Below are 17,916 nucleotides of genomic sequence, written 5' to 3'. Positions count from 1 at the left end.
CTGCTGGTGTTGGTCGGCTCAGCCTTGGACGTCGCGATCGAGGTCGGATTGCGTCCGAGGCCCGTGACCGTGCCAACCTCCGTGAAGGCATTCGGCGAGGGCGACGGAGCCGCACCGCCCGAGGCATAGCCGTCCAGGCTGTAGATGTGCATCGTGCCGTCCTGCGTCGCGATCCAGGCGCGCGTCGCGCTGCCGTAGAGGCTGGCCTTCACCGCCGTCGGCCGGCCCGACAGCGACACCGTCTTCGCCACCGTCGGCATCTGCGAAGGYTGCTGCGCGAAGGTGTAGGGCCACTGGTTGTCGGCCTGCCCGAGGCTCGCCATCCTCGACGTGAAGGTCGCCAGGTCGCCCYCGAAGTAGACGCTGTTGACGTAGGTGAACAACGGCTTCAGGTCGATGAAGGCCACCTTCTGYTCCGACTTGGAGATCACCACCGCCACGCCGCTCTTGGGGTACCGGCCGTAGTTGCTGCCGCCGCTCAGGAAGCTCTGGCGGTTGGTCTGGTTGGTCAGCGGCGTCCTGTAGCCCAGGAAGACGCCGTCGGGCAGCAAGGTGCCCCACTGGTCCATGCCCGTGGTGACCGAGATCTCGGTCGGCGCCGTCATGCCCGGCAGGTCGACATAGCCCAGGATCTTCATGAAGGCGATGACGCCCACATTCATCAGACCGGGGTACGGCGMMRCCCACTCGTTCCAGTAGTCGATGTYGKTSTTCTTGTAGGGATCGCAGTTGTTGCACAGGCCGGCCAGCGCAACCACCGCGACCTGGCCCTTGAGGGCGGTCGTGTCCCAGACCGTGACCAGCGCGAATTCGCTGTTGTTGGTCACCGCGATGCCGGTCGGCACCTTGTTGGCCGGCAGTTTCACCGTGGTCTGGGTGCTCGAGGTGTTGGAGCCGGTGGTGCCGATCAAACCGTTCTGGTAGACCACCAGACTCTGGTTGCAGAAGCCCGAACGTCCGCTGCACCGACCCACCGCCACCGGATCCCCGTTGACGAGGCCGGCGGCCTTGTAGGCCTTCGCATTGATGCTGTCGAGATTGCCGCCCGTCGCCCCGCCGATCGTCCAGCTGATCTGGGGCGTCTGCGCGAAGACGTTGTACTGGTAGCCCGACACCTGGATGTCGGTGGCCCCCATGCGTTGCGTCGAATCGTCCGCGACATACGCCAGGTTGGCCCAGTTCGTGGAATAGAGGCCGGCATCGGCTTGCGGCGGACCGGCGACCTGCCAGGTGCCCGGCAAAAGGCCGCGATTGGGAATGTCGAGCGGGGTGGCAGCGTCCTTCGCAAACAGCGTCGGAATGCCCGAGTTGCCCACCGCGTAGGCCGCGGCATCCGGACCGTAGCGATAGGCGAGACCGGCATCCTTGCCCATTTGGGCCGCCATGTCGCGATAGGCAGGAGCCGAGATCGCCAGCGAGCCGTCGACGATGTCATGCTCCAAGGCCGGGCCCGTCGCGAGGGCACTGCCGCTGCCGGTGGTGGTTGCAGCTTGCGCCGTCGACCCTGAGCCCACGGTTCCAGCACCAAGAGCAGGGAGCCCCCCACCGCCTCCACCCCCGCCACCACCACAGCCCGCCAGTACGGCTGCGGCTACTGCGAGCAAAATCGTGCTCTTGTGTAGAACTTTCAACAAAAACGCCTCCAAAATAACAAAGTTGGGGGTTTGTACGTGGGGAGTTCTGACCGGGCAACCGTTCTTGCAAATCCTTTCTTGATGTTTTTCGCCCGCTCCCTGGCGGTGTTACATCCGTAGCGCATAGTGACCTTATGACCGCAAATTATCAAGAGCCTCGTCGATTACAACTTTCTTCTACTATAGGAAAGGGCGGAATTGCCATCATCCCGACGGCACCGGAGCGACAGCGCAATCGCGACAGCGACTTCCTGTACCGGCACGACAGCTACTTCTATTACCTGACGGGCTTCAGCGAGCCGAATGCCTGGCTGGTGCTCTCCGGCGACGGGCAATCGACGCTGTTCTGTGCTCCCAAGGATCTGGAGCGCGAGATCTGGGACGGATACCGGCTGGGCCCGGAGGCCGCGCCGGCGGCGCTGGGCGTGGACGAGGCCTATTCGATCGAGGAGCTCGATGCCCGGCTGCCGCGCCTGCTCGAGAACAAGAGCGTCGTCTGGTATCCGTTCGCGACCCACAAGGGGCTGGAGACGCGGGTCGACGGCTGGCTCTCCGCCGTGCGCGGGCGCGTGCGCTACGGCGCGTTGTGCCCGGAAGAGCAGCGCGACCTGTGCGGCCCGCTCGACGAGATGCGGCTGGTGAAGGATGCCGCCGAGCAGGACACCATGCGCCGCGCGGCCCAGATCAGCGCCAAAGCCCATATCCGCGCGATGCGGCTGTCGGCGCGCATGCTGCGCGAAGGCCGGGAAGTGCGCGAGTACCACCTCGACGCCGAGCTGCTGCATGAATTCCGCCTCGGCGGCTCGCAGTACCCGGCCTACGGCTCGATCGTCGCGGCGGGCGCCAATGCCTGCGTGCTGCACTACCGCGCCGATGCGGCGCCGGTGCGCGACGGCGAACTGGTACTGATCGACGCCGGCTGCGAGCTGGACGGCTATGCCAGCGACATCACCCGTACCTTTCCGGCCAACGGCAGATTCACCGGCCCGCAGCGCGCCCTGTACGACCTGGTGCTGGCCAGTCAGGACGCCGCCGTGGCGGCGACCCGGGCGGGACAGCGTTTCACCGATCCCCACGACGCCACCGTGAGGGTGCTGTCGCAGGGCATGCTGGACCTGGGGCTGCTCGATGCCGACAAGGTCGGCGGTGTCGACGACGTGATCGAGAAGCGCGCGTACTTCCCCTTCTACATGCACCGCACCGGCCATTGGCTCGGCATGGACGTGCACGACTGCGGCAGCTACATCGAGCCCACGCAGCTCGGCGAAGTGAGCGAGCGCAGGGACCCGCTGTCCAATGAACTCATCCAGAACCGGCCCAGCCGGATCCTGCACCCGGGGATGGTGCTGACCATCGAACCCGGCATCTACGTGCGGGCGGCGGAGGGCGTGCCGGAACAGTTCCACAACATCGGCATCCGCATCGAAGACGACGCCATCGTCACCGAAACCGGGTGCGAGCTGATCTCGCGCGGCGTGCCGGTCAAGGCCGACGAGATCGAAGCGCTGATGCGCGACTGAGCCCCCGCGCTCAGGCCGTCGCCGCCGCCAGGTGCCCGCGCGTGAAGGCCTCCTCGAAGATCGAGTAGCCGGACCAGTCGCCGTGGGCGAAGGCCAGGCGGCCGGCGGCGATGCGGCCGTGCGCACCGAGTCTCGCCAGCTGGCCGGGTGCGGGGATCGCCATCGCATGGCCGTAGCGCGTGATGTCGATCCGGGTCGCCAGCCCGGCGAGGTCGGGGTGGGGCGCCGAAAGCTCCGCCAGCAGATCGTCGCGCCAGCCGGCCCAGGGCCGGGCCAGCAACTGGCGGCGGCCATCGGTGCCGTCCCAGGTGCTGGGCCCCAGCGGCCGGTACCAGGTCAGGACCGTGGCGCGCGGCGTCGGATCCAGGGTCTGATGCCGCGCGTCGACGTAGCCGAGACCCCGGGCGCCATAGACCACGTTGTCCCAGCTCGGGGCCGCGCCGGGCCGGTCGGCCAGTGGCGCCCGCACATGGATGTTGGCGACCAGCCAGGGCGCGTAGCGCGTCGACGCAGCGGCTTGGCGCAACGGCTCGGGCGGCGCCTCGACCACGCGCGCGGCAATGAACACCGGCAGCGCGACGATGCACCGCGCGGCCTGCCAGCGCACCCGTGACCCGGTGGCGATGTCGATCGCATCGATCTCCACGCCATTGCGCGTGTCGGCGATCCGCGTGACGGCCTGGCCGGTGCGCAGCCGATCGCCGAGGGGCTGCGCAAGCCGCTGGGCCAGCCAGGCATTGCCCTCGGGCCAGGCCAGCACCGCCTCTCGATCGCCGCCGTCTTCGCCCGGTGCATGGAAGCCGTGCCGGCTGGCGAAATAGTGGATGCCGGCCCAGGCCGAGACATGGGCCAGGCCGGCGCCATAGTCGTCGCGGCAGCAGTAGTCGAGATACCAGCGCAGGTGCGCATCGCCGAGGCCCTCGCGCTCGAGCCAGGCCTCGAAAGACAGCGCGTCGAGTGCCAGCAGGGCCGGCGCGGGCACCGCGCGCAGTGTCGGGATCGAGAAGCGCGCTGCGTGCCGCAAGGCCTCCACGCGTTGCGAAAAGCGCCGGTACTGGGCCAGCGTGTCGTTGCCTACCCCCTGCACCGGCAGCAGGCCCTCCTGCCAAGCTCCCTGGAAGAACAGGCGCTCCTGCGGGCTGTGGCAGAGGTGGCGCTCGTCGTATTCCCAGCGGCCCGCGACGCGACGGCGCAGGCCCAGCTCCTCGAGCAGGTCCTGCACCTCGTGCGCCTCGTCGCCGGGCAACGGCAGGTAGTGGGCGCCGAGCGGGCAGGCGATGCCCTGCACCGCGCCGGCGCGGCTGTTGCCGCCGGCCCTGTCCTCGAGTTCAAGCAGCACGAAATCCTCGATGCCCGACAGGCGCAATGCCCGCGCCGCCGCCAGGCCGGCGACGCCCCCGCCGGCGATCACGACCTGCGTGCGGCGAACGGCATCCGGCGCGGCACCGCCGCGCAGCGTGCCGTCGCGCAGGGCATGCCCACGCGCCACGTCGATGCCGATGAAGCCGCCCTCGATGTCGTGCCGCGCCTCGCACCCTGCCAGCGCAGCCGCAACGGCGACCGGCGCGCCAAGAAACTCACGGCGCCTCATGCATCCATTCCAGAAATACCGCGGAACCGGCTTTGCCGGGCCGCTGGTATTGCCCCCGGCGAGGGGGTGGGCGGCTACACGCAGTGAGCCAACCTGGGGGTGTGCTCATCTCCCCCATTCGCGCTCGTAGGTGGTCACCAGGGTCTGGTTGGACAACCGATGCACCTCGGCCGGCACCCGCGCCATGTCGCGCGGAAAGTCGAACAGCAAAGGCAGCGTCGGCAGCGACAGGAAGCGCAACCCCTCGGGCAGCGCATCGGGCATCCGGAACGGCCGCCGGCTCGCGATGATGTAGCCCCACTCGCCGAAGCTCGGTACGTGCGCGTGATAGGGCGTCGCCGTGAGGCCGACCGATTCGATGGTGGTTGCCACGGTCCAGAAGCTCTTGCGCGCGACCAGCGGCGAGGTGGTCTGGACGACGGCATAGCCGCTGGCCGCCAGCCGCTGGTCGAGCAGCGCGTAGAAGGAGTTCGTGTAGAGCTTGCCGATCGCGAAGTTGGTCGGATCCGGAAAGTCGACCACGATGACGTCGAAGACCTCGCCCGGCTGCTGCAGCCACTGGAAGGCATCGGTGTTGACGATGCGCAGCTTCGGTGAATTCAGCGCGTGGCCATTCAGCGCGGCCAGCGTCTCGTGCTCGCTGAAGAGCCGGGTCATGTTCGGGTCGAGTTCCACCAGCGTCACGCTCTCGACCGACGGGTACTTGAGGATCTCGCGCACCGCCATGCCGTCGCCGCCGCCGAGCACCGCCACCTTGCGCGGCGCGCCGTGCGCCGCCATCACCGGATGCACCAGCGCCTCGTGGTAGCGGTACTCGTCGCGCTCGGCGAACTGCAGGTTGCCGTTCAGGAACAGCCGGTGCCCGGCGGCGCCGCGCGTGACCACGATGCGCTGGTAGGGCGAGCTTTCGCTGAAGACGATGCGGTCCTGGTAGAACTTGTCCTCGGCCAGCGTCGTGATGCGGTCGGCGAACACGAAGGCCGCCAGCAGCGCGACCAGCGCCAGCCCGCAGGCCAGCGCATGCATGCCGACGCGGCGCAGTTCGTGCCGGAACAGCCACAACGCCCACACGGCGACCGCCGCATTCATGAACCCGAACAGAAGGCCGGTGCGGATCATGCCGAGCTGCGGCACCAGCAGCAGGGGGAACGCGATCGAGACCGCGAGCGCGCCCAGGTAGTCGAAGGTCAGCACCTGCGACACCAGGTCCTTGAGCGCGACGTTGCGCCGCAGAATCCGCATCACCAGCGGGATCTCGAGCCCCACCAGCGTGCCGACCACCAGCACCAGCCCGTAGAGCAGCAACCGGAAGGCGCCCGGAGCGTAGGCATTGGCAATGAAGAGCAGTGCCGGCAGCGCACCGCCGACCAGTGCCACCATGAGCTCGATGCGCAGGAAATGCGCCGGCAGCTGGCGCTCGAAGTATCGCGAGAGCCAGGAACCCACGCCCATCGCGAACAGGTAGGTGCCGATGATGGTGCTGAACTGCAGCACCGAGTCGCCCAGCAGATAGGAGCTCAGTGCCGCCGCGCTGAGCTCGTAGACCAGCCCGCAGGCCGCGACCACGAAGACGCTGGCGAGCAGCGCGATCTCGACCGGTTGCGGGCCGCTGCGCTCGATCGGGCGCGCGGACAAGGCCGCCTCGCTCAATGGATGGCCGCGGCGACGATGATGCAGATGCCGAGGCTCATCGCGGCCACCACGAGCCCCAATGCCATGTTCTGCTTCTCGACGATCTCCTGCCACAGGTCATAGGGCGTGAGCTTGTCGATGATCAGGAAGGCCAGCCAGAAGACCGCCACGCCGATCACCGCGTAGACCAGCGACCCGAAGATCACGTCCGGCTTCAACCATTCAATTCCCATGATGAGAACCTCCGATAAAAAACTTCATTTGTGGCCGCCGCCACTCGAATAGCCGCCATAGGAACCGCCCGCACTGCGCGAGCCGCCCCCGCTGCTGCAGGTGCTCAGGATGATCAGCAGCACGATGATCACCACCACGATCAGCACGATGGTGCCGCAGCCCAGGCTGGACGCCGCGCTCACCGGCAGCACGTCGTTGCGCTTGAACATGTCCTTCTTGCGATCGAGCTTGAACGCCGCCGCCACCGCCGCGCTGTCGATCCTGCTGCCGGACGACCAGGTCAGTTCGTTGGCCGAACGCTCCATCGACAGCAGCGCGCTGCCGTTGGCGAAATCGCGATGGAAGGTCTTCTGCCCGCGCTCGACCTGCCAGTAGAACTCGCCCGCCACATAGCCGGTCTCGGCGTTGTAGGCGTACTGCTGCTGGTAGACCTTGCCCAGGTACGTGGCGCGGGCGCCGCTCTCGGCCATGCTCGGGGCGCCGGTGGTCGGCTTCACCATGCTCCAGCCGTCTTCGGCATCGACCAGGAAACTGAAGCCGCGCTTCTTGTTGAACAGCAGGTATTCGCTCCAGCCGAAGTGCTCGTCGTCGCCGGGCGCCACGCCCATGCGGTGCTGGAAACCGACCACCTGCCAGTCGACGCCCTGCAACTGGCCGATGCTGCCGAGTGCGATCAGCGGCTGTACCGGCTCGTGCTGGGCCGCATGCCGAAGTTCGCCGCCGATGCCTTGCGACAGATCGATGATCGCGTTGCAGGACGGACAGGTGATGCTCTTGCTGTCGGCCAGGTTGACCGTCACCGGCGAGCCGCAGTTCGGGCAGTTGAAGCTGCGGCCCTTTTCGTCCTTGGCCGATTCGTCGCGCAAGCCGGTGAGCTGCAGGTCCTCGAGCCGCACCGCGCGGCCGAGGTAGGCGCCAGGCGGATCGGTGTCGTAGTCCAGGCTGAGCACCTGCCCCTGGTCGTTGCGCAGCTCGACCACCGCGAAGGGGCGGCCGAGCTCGGGCAAGCGCGGCAGCTCGCCCTGGGCCGAGACCAGCGCCACCTGCTCGTTCGAGGCCACCGTGTAGTTCTGGCCATTGAAGGCGGTGGTCGCGCCGACGCGCAGCTCGACCGCCGGCGGCGCGGCGCGCTGCAGTTCGAAAGGCAAGGTGAAGACGAAGGCGCCGTTGTCCTCGCTCAGGATGCCGGTGCGCTCGCCATCGAGCGCGGCGATCCATTCGGTCCAACGGCCGCCGGCATAGCGGTACTGCAGCCGGCCCACCAGCGCGAAGGGCTGGCCTTCGATGCGGCCGGCGGCGAACAGCTGCAGCGGGCTGAAGTCGTCGAACAGCTCGGCCATCTTGCCGGTGCGCGCCAGCGTCTCGCCCTGGCGCACCACGGTGCTCTGGCAATAGGGGCAGACCGCGTGCGTCGATTGCGCCGATCGGAATTCGACCGGCGCACCGCAGCCGGGGCAAGGCGCGCGGTAGTAGCGCTGGCTACCGCTGTCCGTCACACGAGTTTTTTCAGCAGCTCCGCCTTCTTGGCGTCGAATTCTTCCTGCGTGAGGATGCCCTTGGCCTTCAGCTCACCGAGCTTCTCGAGCGTGGCCATCACATCGGCCGGATTCACCACCGCGACCGCGGGCTGCTGCTGCGCCGCGGCGGGCTGCGCCTGCAGTCCCTGCGCCAGGTTCTGCGCCAGCACCTGGCCCAGCGCGACGCCGGCGCCAAGCCCCATGGCATCGCCCGCGATGCCGCCGCCGGCGCCCGCGCCCTCGGCAAACTTCGGGATCGCCTGCGCGGTCTGGTATTGCATGAACTTGCCCATGTCGTTGCCGACCATGCCCATGCCGATCTTCTGATCGAGGATCTTCTGCAGCTCTTCCGGCAGCGAGACGTTCTGGACCGTGATGTTCTCGAGCTGAATCCCGATCTTGGCGAACTCGGGGACCAACTGCCTGGCCAGCGCCTCCGCGAACTGGATCTGGTTGGCTGCCAGGTCGAGAAAAGGAACGCCGCTGGCCGCGATCGCATTGCTGATGTTCTGCAGCAGGAGGCCGCGCAACTGGCCGTCGAGATCGGCCACCGTGTAGATGTCGCGCGTGCCCGAGATCTCGGTGTGGAACAGCTTGGCGTCGCCGACGCGGAAGCTGAAGTTGCCGAAGGCGCGCAGCCGGACCGCGCCGAAGTCCTTGTCGCGCACCGTGATCGGTTGCGGCGTGCCCCATTTCTGGTCGACCTGCTGGCGCGTGCTGAAGAAATAGACGTCGCTCTTGAAGGGCGACTCGAAGAGCTTGTCCCAGTTCTTGAGGTAGGTCAGGACCGGCAGCGTCTGCGTCGTGAGCTTGTACATGCCCGGGCCGAACACGTCGGCGACCTGGCCTTCGTTGACGAACACCGCGACCTGCGACTCGCGCACCGTCAGCGACGCGCCGTTCTGGATTTCCATGTCCGCCATCGGGAACCGCCAGGCCAGCGTGCCGTCGCCGGTCTCGGTCCACTGAATGATGTCGATGAACTGCTTCTTGATGAAATCCATCAGCGCCATGGTTGCTCCTCGTTGCGGGGGTCTTCTGAGCCGGGCATATTGCCACAGTGCCCGCCAAGGACAACCCTGGGGACAGTTCCGGCACAAGACGGCACTTGTCCACAGGCAAGTCGCTTCGCCCGAAGTTGTTCGCCTCGCGGCGACAGCACCGAAGCGCGGCTGCGCACAGCCAGCGGGCTGCGGCAAGTCTTTGTCGCAAAAGAAGAAAATGACCCTGTCCACAGCGAAGGGCATCCCTTACTACTACTACTAATCTAAATAGGAAGACTAAGAAGAAGAGATAGCAGTAGCCACTTTCCGCCAAGGTGGCCGGGTCGGCGCCCCGCGCCCGGGCAAGGCGCAAATCGAGGTCTACAATCGGCGCCCTTTACAAGAAGCGTCACAGGAGGCACGGCCAATGTCCGATTCGACTTCGCAGATCCCCACGCCCGAAGACAAGCGCGCCGAGCTGCGCCGCGCCGCGCTCGAGTACCACGAGCATCCGGTGCCGGGCAAGATCTCGATCGCCGCCACCAAGCAGATGGTCAACCAGCGCGACCTGGCGCTGGCCTATTCGCCCGGCGTCGCGGCGCCTTGCGAAGAGATCGTCAAGGACCCGGTCAACGCCTTCAAGTACACGGCGCGCGGCAACCTGGTCGGCGTCATCACCAACGGCACCGCGGTGCTGGGCCTGGGCGACATCGGGCCGCTGGCGTCCAAGCCGGTGATGGAGGGCAAGGGCGTGCTGTTCAAGAAGTTCGCCGGCGTCGATGTCTTCGACATCGAGATCGACGAGAAGGATCCGGTCAAGCTGGTGGAGGTCATCGCCGCACTCGAGCCGACCTTCGGCGCCATCAACCTCGAGGACATCAAGGCCCCCGACTGCTTCTACGTCGAACGCGAGCTGCGCCGCCGCATGAAGATTCCGGTCTTCCACGACGACCAGCACGGCACCGCGATCACCGTGGCGGCCGCGATGCTCAACGGGCTGAAAGTGGTCGGCAAGGACATCGGCCAGGTCAAGCTCGTGACCTCGGGCGCGGGCGCCGCGGCGCTGGCCTGCCTGAACCTGCTGCTCAAGGTCGGCCTGAAGCGCGAGAACGTGTACGTGACCGACCTCGCCGGCGTGGTCTACGAAGGCCGCACCGAGCTGATGGACGACGACAAGCGCCAGTACATGCAGAAGACCGACGCGCGCACGCTCAACGACATCATCGAGGGCGCCGACGTGTTCCTCGGCCTGTCGGCCGGCGGTGTGCTGAAGCCGGCGATGGTCGCCAAGATGGCGGCCAAGCCGGTGATCTTCGCGCTGGCCAATCCGAGTCCCGAGATCTCGCCGGAAGACGCGCATGCGGTGCGCGACGACGTCGTCATGGCGACCGGCCGCACCGACTACCCGAACCAGGTCAACAACGTCCTGTGCTTCCCCTACATCTTTCGCGGTGCGCTGGACTGCGGCGCGACCACCATCACCGACGAGATGGAAGTGGCGGCGGTGCACGCGATCGCCGAGCTGGCACAGGCGGAGCAAAGCGAGCGCGTGGCAGCGGCCTACGTGGGCGAGAAGCTCACGTTCGGGCCCGAATACCTGATCCCGAAGCCCTTCGACCCCCGGCTGATGATGAAGATCGCGCCCGCGGTCGCCAAGGCAGCGGCCGAAAGCGGCGTGGCGCTGCGCCCGATCACCGACCTCGATGCCTACCGCGACAAGCTGCAGACCTTCGTCTACACCTCGGGCACCATGATGAAACCGATCTTCGATGCCGCCAAGCGCGCGCCGAAGAAGCGGGTTGCGTACAGCGAAGGCGAGGAAGAACGCGTGCTGCGCGCGGCCCAGATCGTGGTCGACGAAGGCATCGCACGGCCCACGCTGATCGGCCGTCCGGCCATCATCGCGCAGCGCATCGAGAAGTTCGGCCTGCGCCTCAAGGAAGAGCTCGACTACGACATCGTCAATGTCGAGCAGGACCACCGCTACCGCGATTTCTGGCAGACCTACCACCGCATGACCGAGCGCAAGGGCACGACGGTGCAGACCGCCAAGATCGAGATGCGCCGCCGCCTGACCCTGATCGGCGCGATGCTGCTGCACAAGGGCGACGTCGATGGCCTGATCTGCGGCACCTGGGGCACCACGGCGCTGCACCTGCACTACATCGACCAGGTGATCGGCCGTCGCCCGGGCGGCTGCCCCAGCACGTCGCAGGACGTGCCGATCTACGCCTGCATGAACGGCCTTTTGCTGCCGGATCGCCAGGTGTTCCTGGTCGACACGCACGTCAACTACGATCCGACGCCCGAGGAACTGACCGAAATCACGACCATGGCGGCCGAGGAAATGATGCGCTTCGGCCTCAAGCCCAAGGCTGCGCTGCTGTCGCACTCCAACTTCGGCAGCAGCAACCAGCCGAGCGCCGTCAAGATGCGCCGCACGCTCGACCTGCTCCGCGTCCAGGCACCCTGGCTGGAAGTCGACGGCGAGATGCACGGCGACGTGGCGCTCGACGGCAAGCAGCGCGCCGCCGTCATGCCGCACAGCGCCCTGGCGGGCAACGCCAATCTGCTGGTATTCCCGAACATCGATTCGGCCAACATTTCTTACAACCTGCTCAAGACGGCGGCCGGCGGCAACATCGCGATCGGCCCGGTGCTGCTCGGAGCGGCCAAACCTGTGCACATTCTCACGCCGAGCGCCACCGTGCGCCGGATCGTGAACATGACAGCGCTGACCGTGGCGGATGCCAACGCAGAGCGATAAGAGAAGAGACGACAGCGACCGCTAACTTCCAGAGCGCTGTTTCCCCCTTTCACCTGCTCAAAGATTGAGCAGGTGCTTGCTATTTGCGCGTCCCTGGTGCACACTTGCGGGCTTGAATTTGCGGGTTAACCCCAAGGTTGGCCCGCCGGTTCGGTTCTCGCTCTTTTCCTTCTGGTGCCCCATGGCGGCTTACGCCTCGATCTCGTCCCCGGTTTCAAAGTTTGCGCTCACTGGCGTTTTGCTGGTGGCCCTGACGGCGGGAGTCCAGGCTCGCGAATGGTTCGGCACCCGCGCCGGCACACCGGCGCAGGAAACGGTCGCGCTGGCCGAACTGCCGGTGCAGGGCCAGCGTACCTACGGGGCCATTTTCAACGGTGGACCTTTCCGGCACGAAAAAGACGGCACGGTGTTCGGCAACCGCGAACGCCTGCTGCCGCAGGAACGGCGAGGCCACTACCGAGAGTACACGGTCGATACGCCCGGTTCGCGTGATCGTGGTGCCAAGCGCATCGTCTGTGGAGGCGAGCGCACGACACCATCGGTGTGCTGGTATACGGCAGACCACTACGCGAGCTTCAGGCGGATCGTGCCATGAGTGAGCAACAGGATTGGAGCGGCGCCGTGAGGCGCACCGAAGAAATGATGACGACAACCATGGAAAGACCAGCGGAGATGACTTTATCCCTTCGTGCAGTGCGACCCAACATCGTGCAGTCGATTCGCGCCTTCCGCGTGAACGACCTGCAGGAAGCGGCGCATGCGGCCGGTCAGCACTTCCTTTACGCCAACCTGGGCAACGCCCAGACCAAGCAGGACGTGCTTGACCYGATTGCCCAGCAATTCACCTTTCCGCAGCACTTCGGCAAGAACTTCGACGCGTTGTACGACTGCATGACCGATCCCTTGCACAAATCGGGCCCGCAGCCGGGTTTCGTCATCGTGCTCGAGCAGATCCCGGCCAATGCCAAGTTCGACAAGGAAGCACGCGAGCAACTGCTCGACATCTTCCGCGACGCCTCCGACTACTGGGGAGACCGGAAGATACCGTTCAGGTGCTTCTATTCTTTTCTGTAGCCCGTTCTGCACACACCAGCCAAGCAGAACGGGCGAACGAGGCTTCGCAGGACAATGCCGCCGCTCCGGCTCCAGGCATCGACCTTCCGAATTCCGACCCGGCGGCAGAAAAGATGCCGACCGACAAGCTCGTCGACGTGTCGCCCCTGGCGCTGCGCATGAGCAGCCCTTTCAACGCCGGGTACTGGCTCGCGGCAGCCTGACTGTTGCTCGCCCCCAGGTTGTCCCGCACTTCGTGTCGGGACGCCCACCCCCTACCGGGGGCAACACCAGCGGCCCGGCAAAGCCGGTTCCGCGGTGTTTCACGAACAAAGCCCAGCCTTCGGCGGGCTTTTTTTATGGCTGGACGGTTTGGGCGAGGGTGACGTACTCGGCGACCGGCACTTCCTCGGCGCGGCGCTGGGTGTCGAAGGTGCCGGCGAAGGCGTGCTGGTCGAGCCATTTGCCGAGGGTGTGGCGCAGCAGCTTGCGGCGCTGGCTGAAAGCAACCTGGACGATCTCGCCGAGGCGCTCGGCGTTCACCGCGGGCGGCTCCGCCAGGGGCACCATGCGGACCACGGCACTGTCGACGCGCGGCGGCGGGTCGAAGCTCTCCGGCGGCACGAACAGCACGTTGTCCATTGCATAGCGCCATTGCAGCATCACGCTCAGGCGGCTGTAGTCGGAGGTGGCCGGACGGGCGACCATGCGGTCGATCACTTCCTTCTGCAGCATGAAGTGCTGGTCGGCGATCAGGTGCGCGAAGCCGAGCAGATGGAACAGGATCGGGGTCGAGATGTTGTAGGGCAGGTTGCCGACGACGCGCAGCGGCGCCGGCGAGAACTTCACTGCCAGCGCGCCGAAATCCACCTTGAGCACATCGGACTCGATCACGTCCAGCTGACCATGGCCGCGCAGGCGTTGCGCCAGATCGCGATCAAGTTCGATCACGGTCAGCCGCCCCAGCCGCTCCACCAGCGGCTGCGTCAGCGCCGCCAGCCCCGGCCCGATCTCGACCATGGCGTCCCCTGCCTTCGGTGCGATCTCGCGCACGATGGCGTCGATGATGCCGCCGTCGGTCAAGAAGTGCTGCCCGAACCGCTTCCGCGCAATGTGCTTCAAGCAATGCCCCCGGCCGCGGCGGCTACACGAAGTGAGCCAACCTGGGGGCGAGTCATGTCTGCGGCGGCTCGCGGTATTCGACGTAGGCGCGGGCGCGCACTTCCTGGGCCCAGGTCTCGGTGGCCTGCTCGACCTTCTTCTCGCGCAGCACGGTGCGGGCCGCTTCGCGCTGCTCGGCCTGGCTCAGCTTTGCCTCACGCCGGCCGACGACCTGGATCAGGTGGACGCCGAAACGCGAGACCACCGGGTCGCTGATCTCGCCGGGACCCAGTCGGTTCATTGCCTCCTCGAACTCCGGCACGAACTGGCCAGGACGACCCCAGCCCAGGTCGCCGCCCTGCTTGGCGCTGCCGTCCTGCGAGTTGTCGCGCGCCAGACCGGCGAAATCGGCGGTGCCTGCCTGCAGGCGCTTCTTGAACTCGGCCAGTTGGGCGACCGCCTCCGCAGTGTTGCGCTTGGGGTCGTTGCGCAGCAGGATGTGGCGCACCTGGGTCTGCGTGACGACCGCATCGCTGGCGCCGGGCTGGGACTTGGCCAGCAACTTCAGCACATGGAAGCCCGCGCTGGAGCGGATCGGCCCGGCGATGCCGTTCACCGGCGTCGATCGCGTGGCCTCGACGAAGAGTTCCGGATAGCGGTCCGCGCTGCGCATGCCGAAGGCGCCGCCGGCGGCGCGGTCCGGTGCGTCGGAGTTCTCCTGCACCAGCTTGGTGAAGTCCTCGCCGGCGCGGGCGCGTTGCGCCAGGCCCTGTGCGCGCTGCTGCAGCTTCGCCACTTCGGCTTCGCTGGCGTTGTCGGGCACCAGGACGATCAGCTGGGCGATGTTGATGTTCGGCGCGAAAGCGGCATTGGCCCCGGCGCGCTGTTCCTTGATGAACTGGTCGACCTCGGTATCGCTGATCTTGACCTTGGCCTCGATCTCGCGATCGCGCAACCGCGTGAGGATGAGCTGGTCGCGCAGGTCGCGGCGGAACTGTTCCTGCGACAGGCCTTCGGCCGCCACCCGACGGCGCAGCTCGGTGATGCTGATCTGGTTTTGCCGGGCGACCGTCTGCTCGGCCTGGTCGACCGCGAGATCGTCGACCTTGATGCCGTATTCCTTCCCCATCTGCAGCTGGGCCCGCTCGTTGATGAGACGCTCGAGCACCAGCCGCGTCAGCTCGGAGCGCGGAACGCGCTCGGCTTCGGGGTTCTCCTTCAGTATCCGCAGCACGCGCGACTGCACTTCGGTGTTGGTGACCGGCTCGGAATTGACCAGCGCGACGATGTATTCGGCCGAGCGGCGTGCGGCCGGCGCCGGTGCGCGGGGCTCCGTGGGCGGTGGCCCCAGCCGCGGTCCGGCGCGCATGATGTCGGTGATGCCCGCCCCCTGTGCGCCGGCAGCGGTGGCGAGGGTGGCAAGGCAGGCCACGGTGAGGATGGATCGGATGTGTTTCATGGCGAAGCGCGATCTCAGTCGTAATTGGTGAAGCGGCTCGGCCCGATGCTCGGCTGGCGCATCGGCGTGTAGCGCTGGATGTTCTGGGTCAGCGTGCGCTTCGGGCTCGAACCGATGCTCGCGAAGCCGACCAGCTCGATCTGGAACATGATTCGCGTATTGGCTGTGACTTGGCCGGTCGTGACGCGTTCCAGCACGATGCGGCCGATCCAGCAGCAGCCGTCGTATTCGAAGCCGAGCACGCCATCGGTCAGTTTGCTGGATTCCAGACTGTAGTTCAAACGGCCTACTGCGTACCAGCGCCCGCCGCCTTGACCCCGCCCGGCGCCCAGATCCTTGCCCTTGTCGCCCCAGAGATCGTTCACGGGCCACTGCCAGCTGAGGTCGACCGACCGGTTGCCATTGTTCGCGCCCGGCGAGGTTTCGGCCTGGTAACGGTAGGCGGCGCTCACGGTGCGGTAGGGGCCGGGGTTGTAACGTGCGCTCAGCGCGGTGCGTGCGGAAGTCTGGGTGTCCGGGTTGTACTGGACGGTGCCGTCCACGCTCCATTTCGGCGTCCAGTTGATCTGAGCGCCCATCAGGAGGTCGCTGACCCGGTCGGTGACCGGCAAGCCGCCCGGCATGGTGACCAACTGGTCCGCGAAGCGCAGGCGCTGGGCGACACCGAAGCGGGCCGCCTCGACGCCGGTGTCGGGGTCGATCAGCCGGGTGGTCACGCCGAGGGTCAGCAGGTTGCTGTCGGAAATGCGGTCGTTGCCCGAAAATGCGTTCTCGGTGTAGACGGTCGCGAAGTTGAAGTCGTTCTGCGCCGAGTCGTAGACCGGCAGGTAGTTCTGGTTGCGAAAGGGCGTGTAGACGTAGAACGCGCGCGGCTCCAGCGTCTGGCGGAAGGCCCGGCCGAAATAGTTCGCATCGCGCTCGAAGATCAGGCCGCTGTCCAGGCTGAAGGTCGGCACCACGCGGTCGGCCGAGGTCGCGCCGTTGGTCAGCAGTGGGCCATCGAACTGGTAGGCCGTCGCATTCAGCATCACCTTCGGGACCACGAAGGTGCCCGGCGTCAGGAAAGGCCGGCTCAGCGAGCCCATCGAAAACACGCGTTCGCCGTTGGGCTGGCCCTGCACGAACGGATTCTTGACCTCGAAGCGCGTGTAGTCGTTGATGAGCGAGAAATCGAAGCCGTTCCAGTCGAACTTGTTGTAGTTCGCCGTGATCTGCGGCATCCGGTCGTAGGGCGGCACGATCGGCGCCGGTGCGTACTGCAGGGTCTGGTAGCTCAGCGCGCGCGCCGTGCCGCTCCAGTCGCCCTTGGTCCAGTTGAGCGAGCCGTCGTTGGCCAGCAGGCGCTGCGTGAGCGAGGGCGTGCGGGTGAAATCGCGCCAGTAGTTGTTGTCGCTGACGCGGTTGATGTTCAGAGTGCCGACCAGCGAGTCGAGGCCGAAGTACGGGGCGTCGAAGTTTTGCGCGTGATGGGTCCAGATGCCCCAGCGGTCACGGTCGCGCAGGCGGTCGTTGGGCATGTAGTCGGCGCGGATCTCGCCGTTGTACTTGTCTTCGAGGTAGCGGAACTCGGTGCCCAGGTTGATGCCGCGCTTGCTCATCAGCGTTGGGTACAGCGTGGCGTCGCGGTTGGGTGCGATGTTCCAGTAGTACGGGGTCGTGATTTCCAGACCATTGACGTTGTCCTGGCCGATCACCGGCGGCAGCATGCCGGTCTTGCGGTCGTTGCTGAGCGGGAAGCTCAGTGACGGGAACGGCGGCGTGCTGATGCCCATGAAGGTCAGCCGCGCATTGGTCGCAACGCCGACGTTGTCCTCGGTATCGGTGGTCAGGGTGGCGGCGCTCAGCAGCCAGGCCGGCATCCAGCCGGGGTAGTCCTCGGGCCGGCAGGTGGTGTAGGTGGCCATTCGGGCGACCGACACGTTGCTGTCGACGAAGTCGATGCGCTCGGCATCTCCGCGGCCACCGGTGGCGAGGAATCGGTAGCGGACCTTGTTGAAGAAGCCTTCGAAAGTCTCGATCTTGAGTTCGAGCTCGGGGCCTTCGTAGACGTTGCCCGCCTGGTTGATGCGAACGTTGCCGGTGGCGCGGGCCCGATCCTCGGGCTGGTAATACTCGAGCCGGTCGGCTTTGAGGGAGAGGTCGCCGCGGCGCAGCGTGGCATTGCCTTCGACCACCGTCTCGAGGTCGGGCCGGCCGGAGATCTTGTCGCCGTCCACGAAGCTCGGCAGTTGGCCGCGCAGGGGCGCCGGGATGGTCTCCGTGAGTTGCGGCGTGCGCTTGAGCACGAGCGGCGCGCCCAGGTCCGCGCCGTCCTGCGCCCATGCGCCCTGCGCATGCAGCAGCGCAAGCGACAGCAGCGCCAAGGGCAAGGGGGGGCGGCACCGGCGCCTAGCGGCTCGGTTCAGGTCAGGCATCGGTACGGGAC

14 protein-coding genes are annotated in these 17,916 nt (G+C 66.6%); 5 read left to right on the top strand and 9 right to left on the bottom strand.

What is annotated here, in order from left to right; genetic code table 11:
* Positions 1 to 1,442 (bottom strand): hypothetical protein (locus AB4Z46_RS19900; RefSeq protein ID WP_442285257.1); only part of this gene is annotated, 1,442 nt, incomplete at its 3' end.
* A gap of 326 nt (positions 1,443 to 1,768) precedes the next feature.
* Between AB4Z46_RS19900 and AB4Z46_RS19895 the strand changes: the two genes are divergently transcribed.
* Positions 1,769 to 3,154, top strand: coding sequence for an aminopeptidase P N-terminal domain-containing protein (locus tag AB4Z46_RS19895; protein ID WP_442285256.1), 1,386 nt, complete (start codon positions 1,769 to 1,771; stop codon positions 3,152 to 3,154).
* A 10-nt stretch (positions 3,155 to 3,164) separates the two neighbouring features.
* Here the strand turns inward: AB4Z46_RS19895 and AB4Z46_RS19890 are convergent, their stop codons facing one another.
* The 5 genes from AB4Z46_RS19890 to AB4Z46_RS19870 all read right to left on the bottom strand — a co-directional run bounded on the left by AB4Z46_RS19890 (position 3,165) and on the right by AB4Z46_RS19870 (position 9,141).
* Entirely contained in the window at positions 3,165 to 4,745 is a 1,581-nt protein-coding gene (locus AB4Z46_RS19890) for an FAD-dependent oxidoreductase (protein ID WP_442285255.1), read from the bottom strand.
* Positions 4,746 to 4,850: 105 nt separating this feature from the next.
* A complete protein-coding gene (locus AB4Z46_RS19885) occupies positions 4,851 to 6,380 on the bottom strand; it encodes a polyamine aminopropyltransferase (RefSeq protein ID WP_442285254.1) in 1,530 nt (509 codons plus the stop codon).
* Between the two features lie 11 nt (positions 6,381 to 6,391).
* Positions 6,392 to 6,610 carry a DUF350 domain-containing protein gene (locus AB4Z46_RS19880; RefSeq protein WP_442285253.1) on the bottom strand — a complete coding sequence of 73 codons (219 nt, stop codon included), beginning with the start codon at positions 6,608 to 6,610 and terminating at the stop codon, positions 6,392 to 6,394.
* Between the two features lie 24 nt (positions 6,611 to 6,634).
* On the bottom strand, positions 6,635 to 8,107 hold the full coding sequence (locus tag AB4Z46_RS19875) for a DUF4178 domain-containing protein (RefSeq protein ID WP_442285252.1): 1,473 nt from the start codon (positions 8,105 to 8,107) through the stop codon (positions 6,635 to 6,637).
* Positions 8,104 to 9,141, bottom strand: a complete 1,038-nt coding sequence (locus tag AB4Z46_RS19870; protein WP_442285251.1) for an SPFH domain-containing protein — start codon at positions 9,139 to 9,141, stop codon at positions 8,104 to 8,106. Before AB4Z46_RS19870 ends, AB4Z46_RS19875 begins: the two co-directional genes overlap by 4 nt.
* A gap of 397 nt (positions 9,142 to 9,538) precedes the next feature.
* On the opposite strand from AB4Z46_RS19870, the gene AB4Z46_RS19865 reads away from it, so the two are divergent.
* From AB4Z46_RS19865 to AB4Z46_RS19850, 4 genes are all read left to right on the top strand, one after another.
* A complete protein-coding gene (locus tag AB4Z46_RS19865) occupies positions 9,539 to 11,878 on the top strand; it encodes an NADP-dependent malic enzyme (RefSeq protein ID WP_442285250.1) in 2,340 nt (779 codons plus the stop codon).
* A gap of 181 nt (positions 11,879 to 12,059) precedes the next feature.
* Complete coding sequence (locus AB4Z46_RS19860) at positions 12,060 to 12,473, top strand: ribonuclease domain-containing protein (protein WP_442285249.1); 414 nt, start codon at positions 12,060 to 12,062, stop codon at positions 12,471 to 12,473.
* Positions 12,474 to 12,520: 47 nt separating this feature from the next.
* Positions 12,521 to 12,952, top strand: coding sequence for a barstar family protein (locus AB4Z46_RS19855; RefSeq protein WP_442285260.1), 432 nt, complete (start codon positions 12,521 to 12,523; stop codon positions 12,950 to 12,952).
* Positions 12,931 to 13,155 (top strand): hypothetical protein, encoded by a 225-nt coding sequence (locus AB4Z46_RS19850; protein ID WP_442285248.1) that lies wholly within the window; start codon positions 12,931 to 12,933, stop codon positions 13,153 to 13,155. The genes AB4Z46_RS19855 and AB4Z46_RS19850 overlap by 22 nt, the downstream gene beginning before the upstream one ends.
* Positions 13,156 to 13,288: 133 nt before the next feature.
* On the opposite strand, the gene rsmA is transcribed toward AB4Z46_RS19850, so the two are convergent.
* Genes rsmA through AB4Z46_RS19835 form a run of 3 tightly spaced genes read right to left on the bottom strand, consistent with a single transcriptional unit; the run spans position 13,289 to position 17,905 of the window.
* Positions 13,289 to 14,053 carry a 16S rRNA (adenine(1518)-N(6)/adenine(1519)-N(6))-dimethyltransferase RsmA gene (rsmA, locus tag AB4Z46_RS19845; protein WP_442285247.1) on the bottom strand — a complete coding sequence of 255 codons (765 nt, stop codon included), beginning with the start codon at positions 14,051 to 14,053 and terminating at the stop codon, positions 13,289 to 13,291.
* A 52-nt stretch (positions 14,054 to 14,105) separates the two neighbouring features.
* Positions 14,106 to 15,491 carry a peptidylprolyl isomerase gene (locus AB4Z46_RS19840; RefSeq protein ID WP_442285246.1) on the bottom strand — a complete coding sequence of 462 codons (1,386 nt, stop codon included), beginning with the start codon at positions 15,489 to 15,491 and terminating at the stop codon, positions 14,106 to 14,108.
* Positions 15,492 to 15,505: 14 nt separating this feature from the next.
* Entirely contained in the window at positions 15,506 to 17,905 is a 2,400-nt protein-coding gene (locus AB4Z46_RS19835) for an LPS-assembly protein LptD (protein WP_442285245.1), read from the bottom strand.
* Between the last annotated feature and the right edge of the window lie 11 nt (positions 17,906 to 17,916).

It is taken from the genome of Variovorax sp. M-6, assembly GCF_052114385.1.
Lineage (GTDB): Bacteria > Pseudomonadota > Gammaproteobacteria > Burkholderiales > Burkholderiaceae_C > Variovorax.
This window is presented reverse-complemented; position numbering and strand designations above follow the sequence as displayed.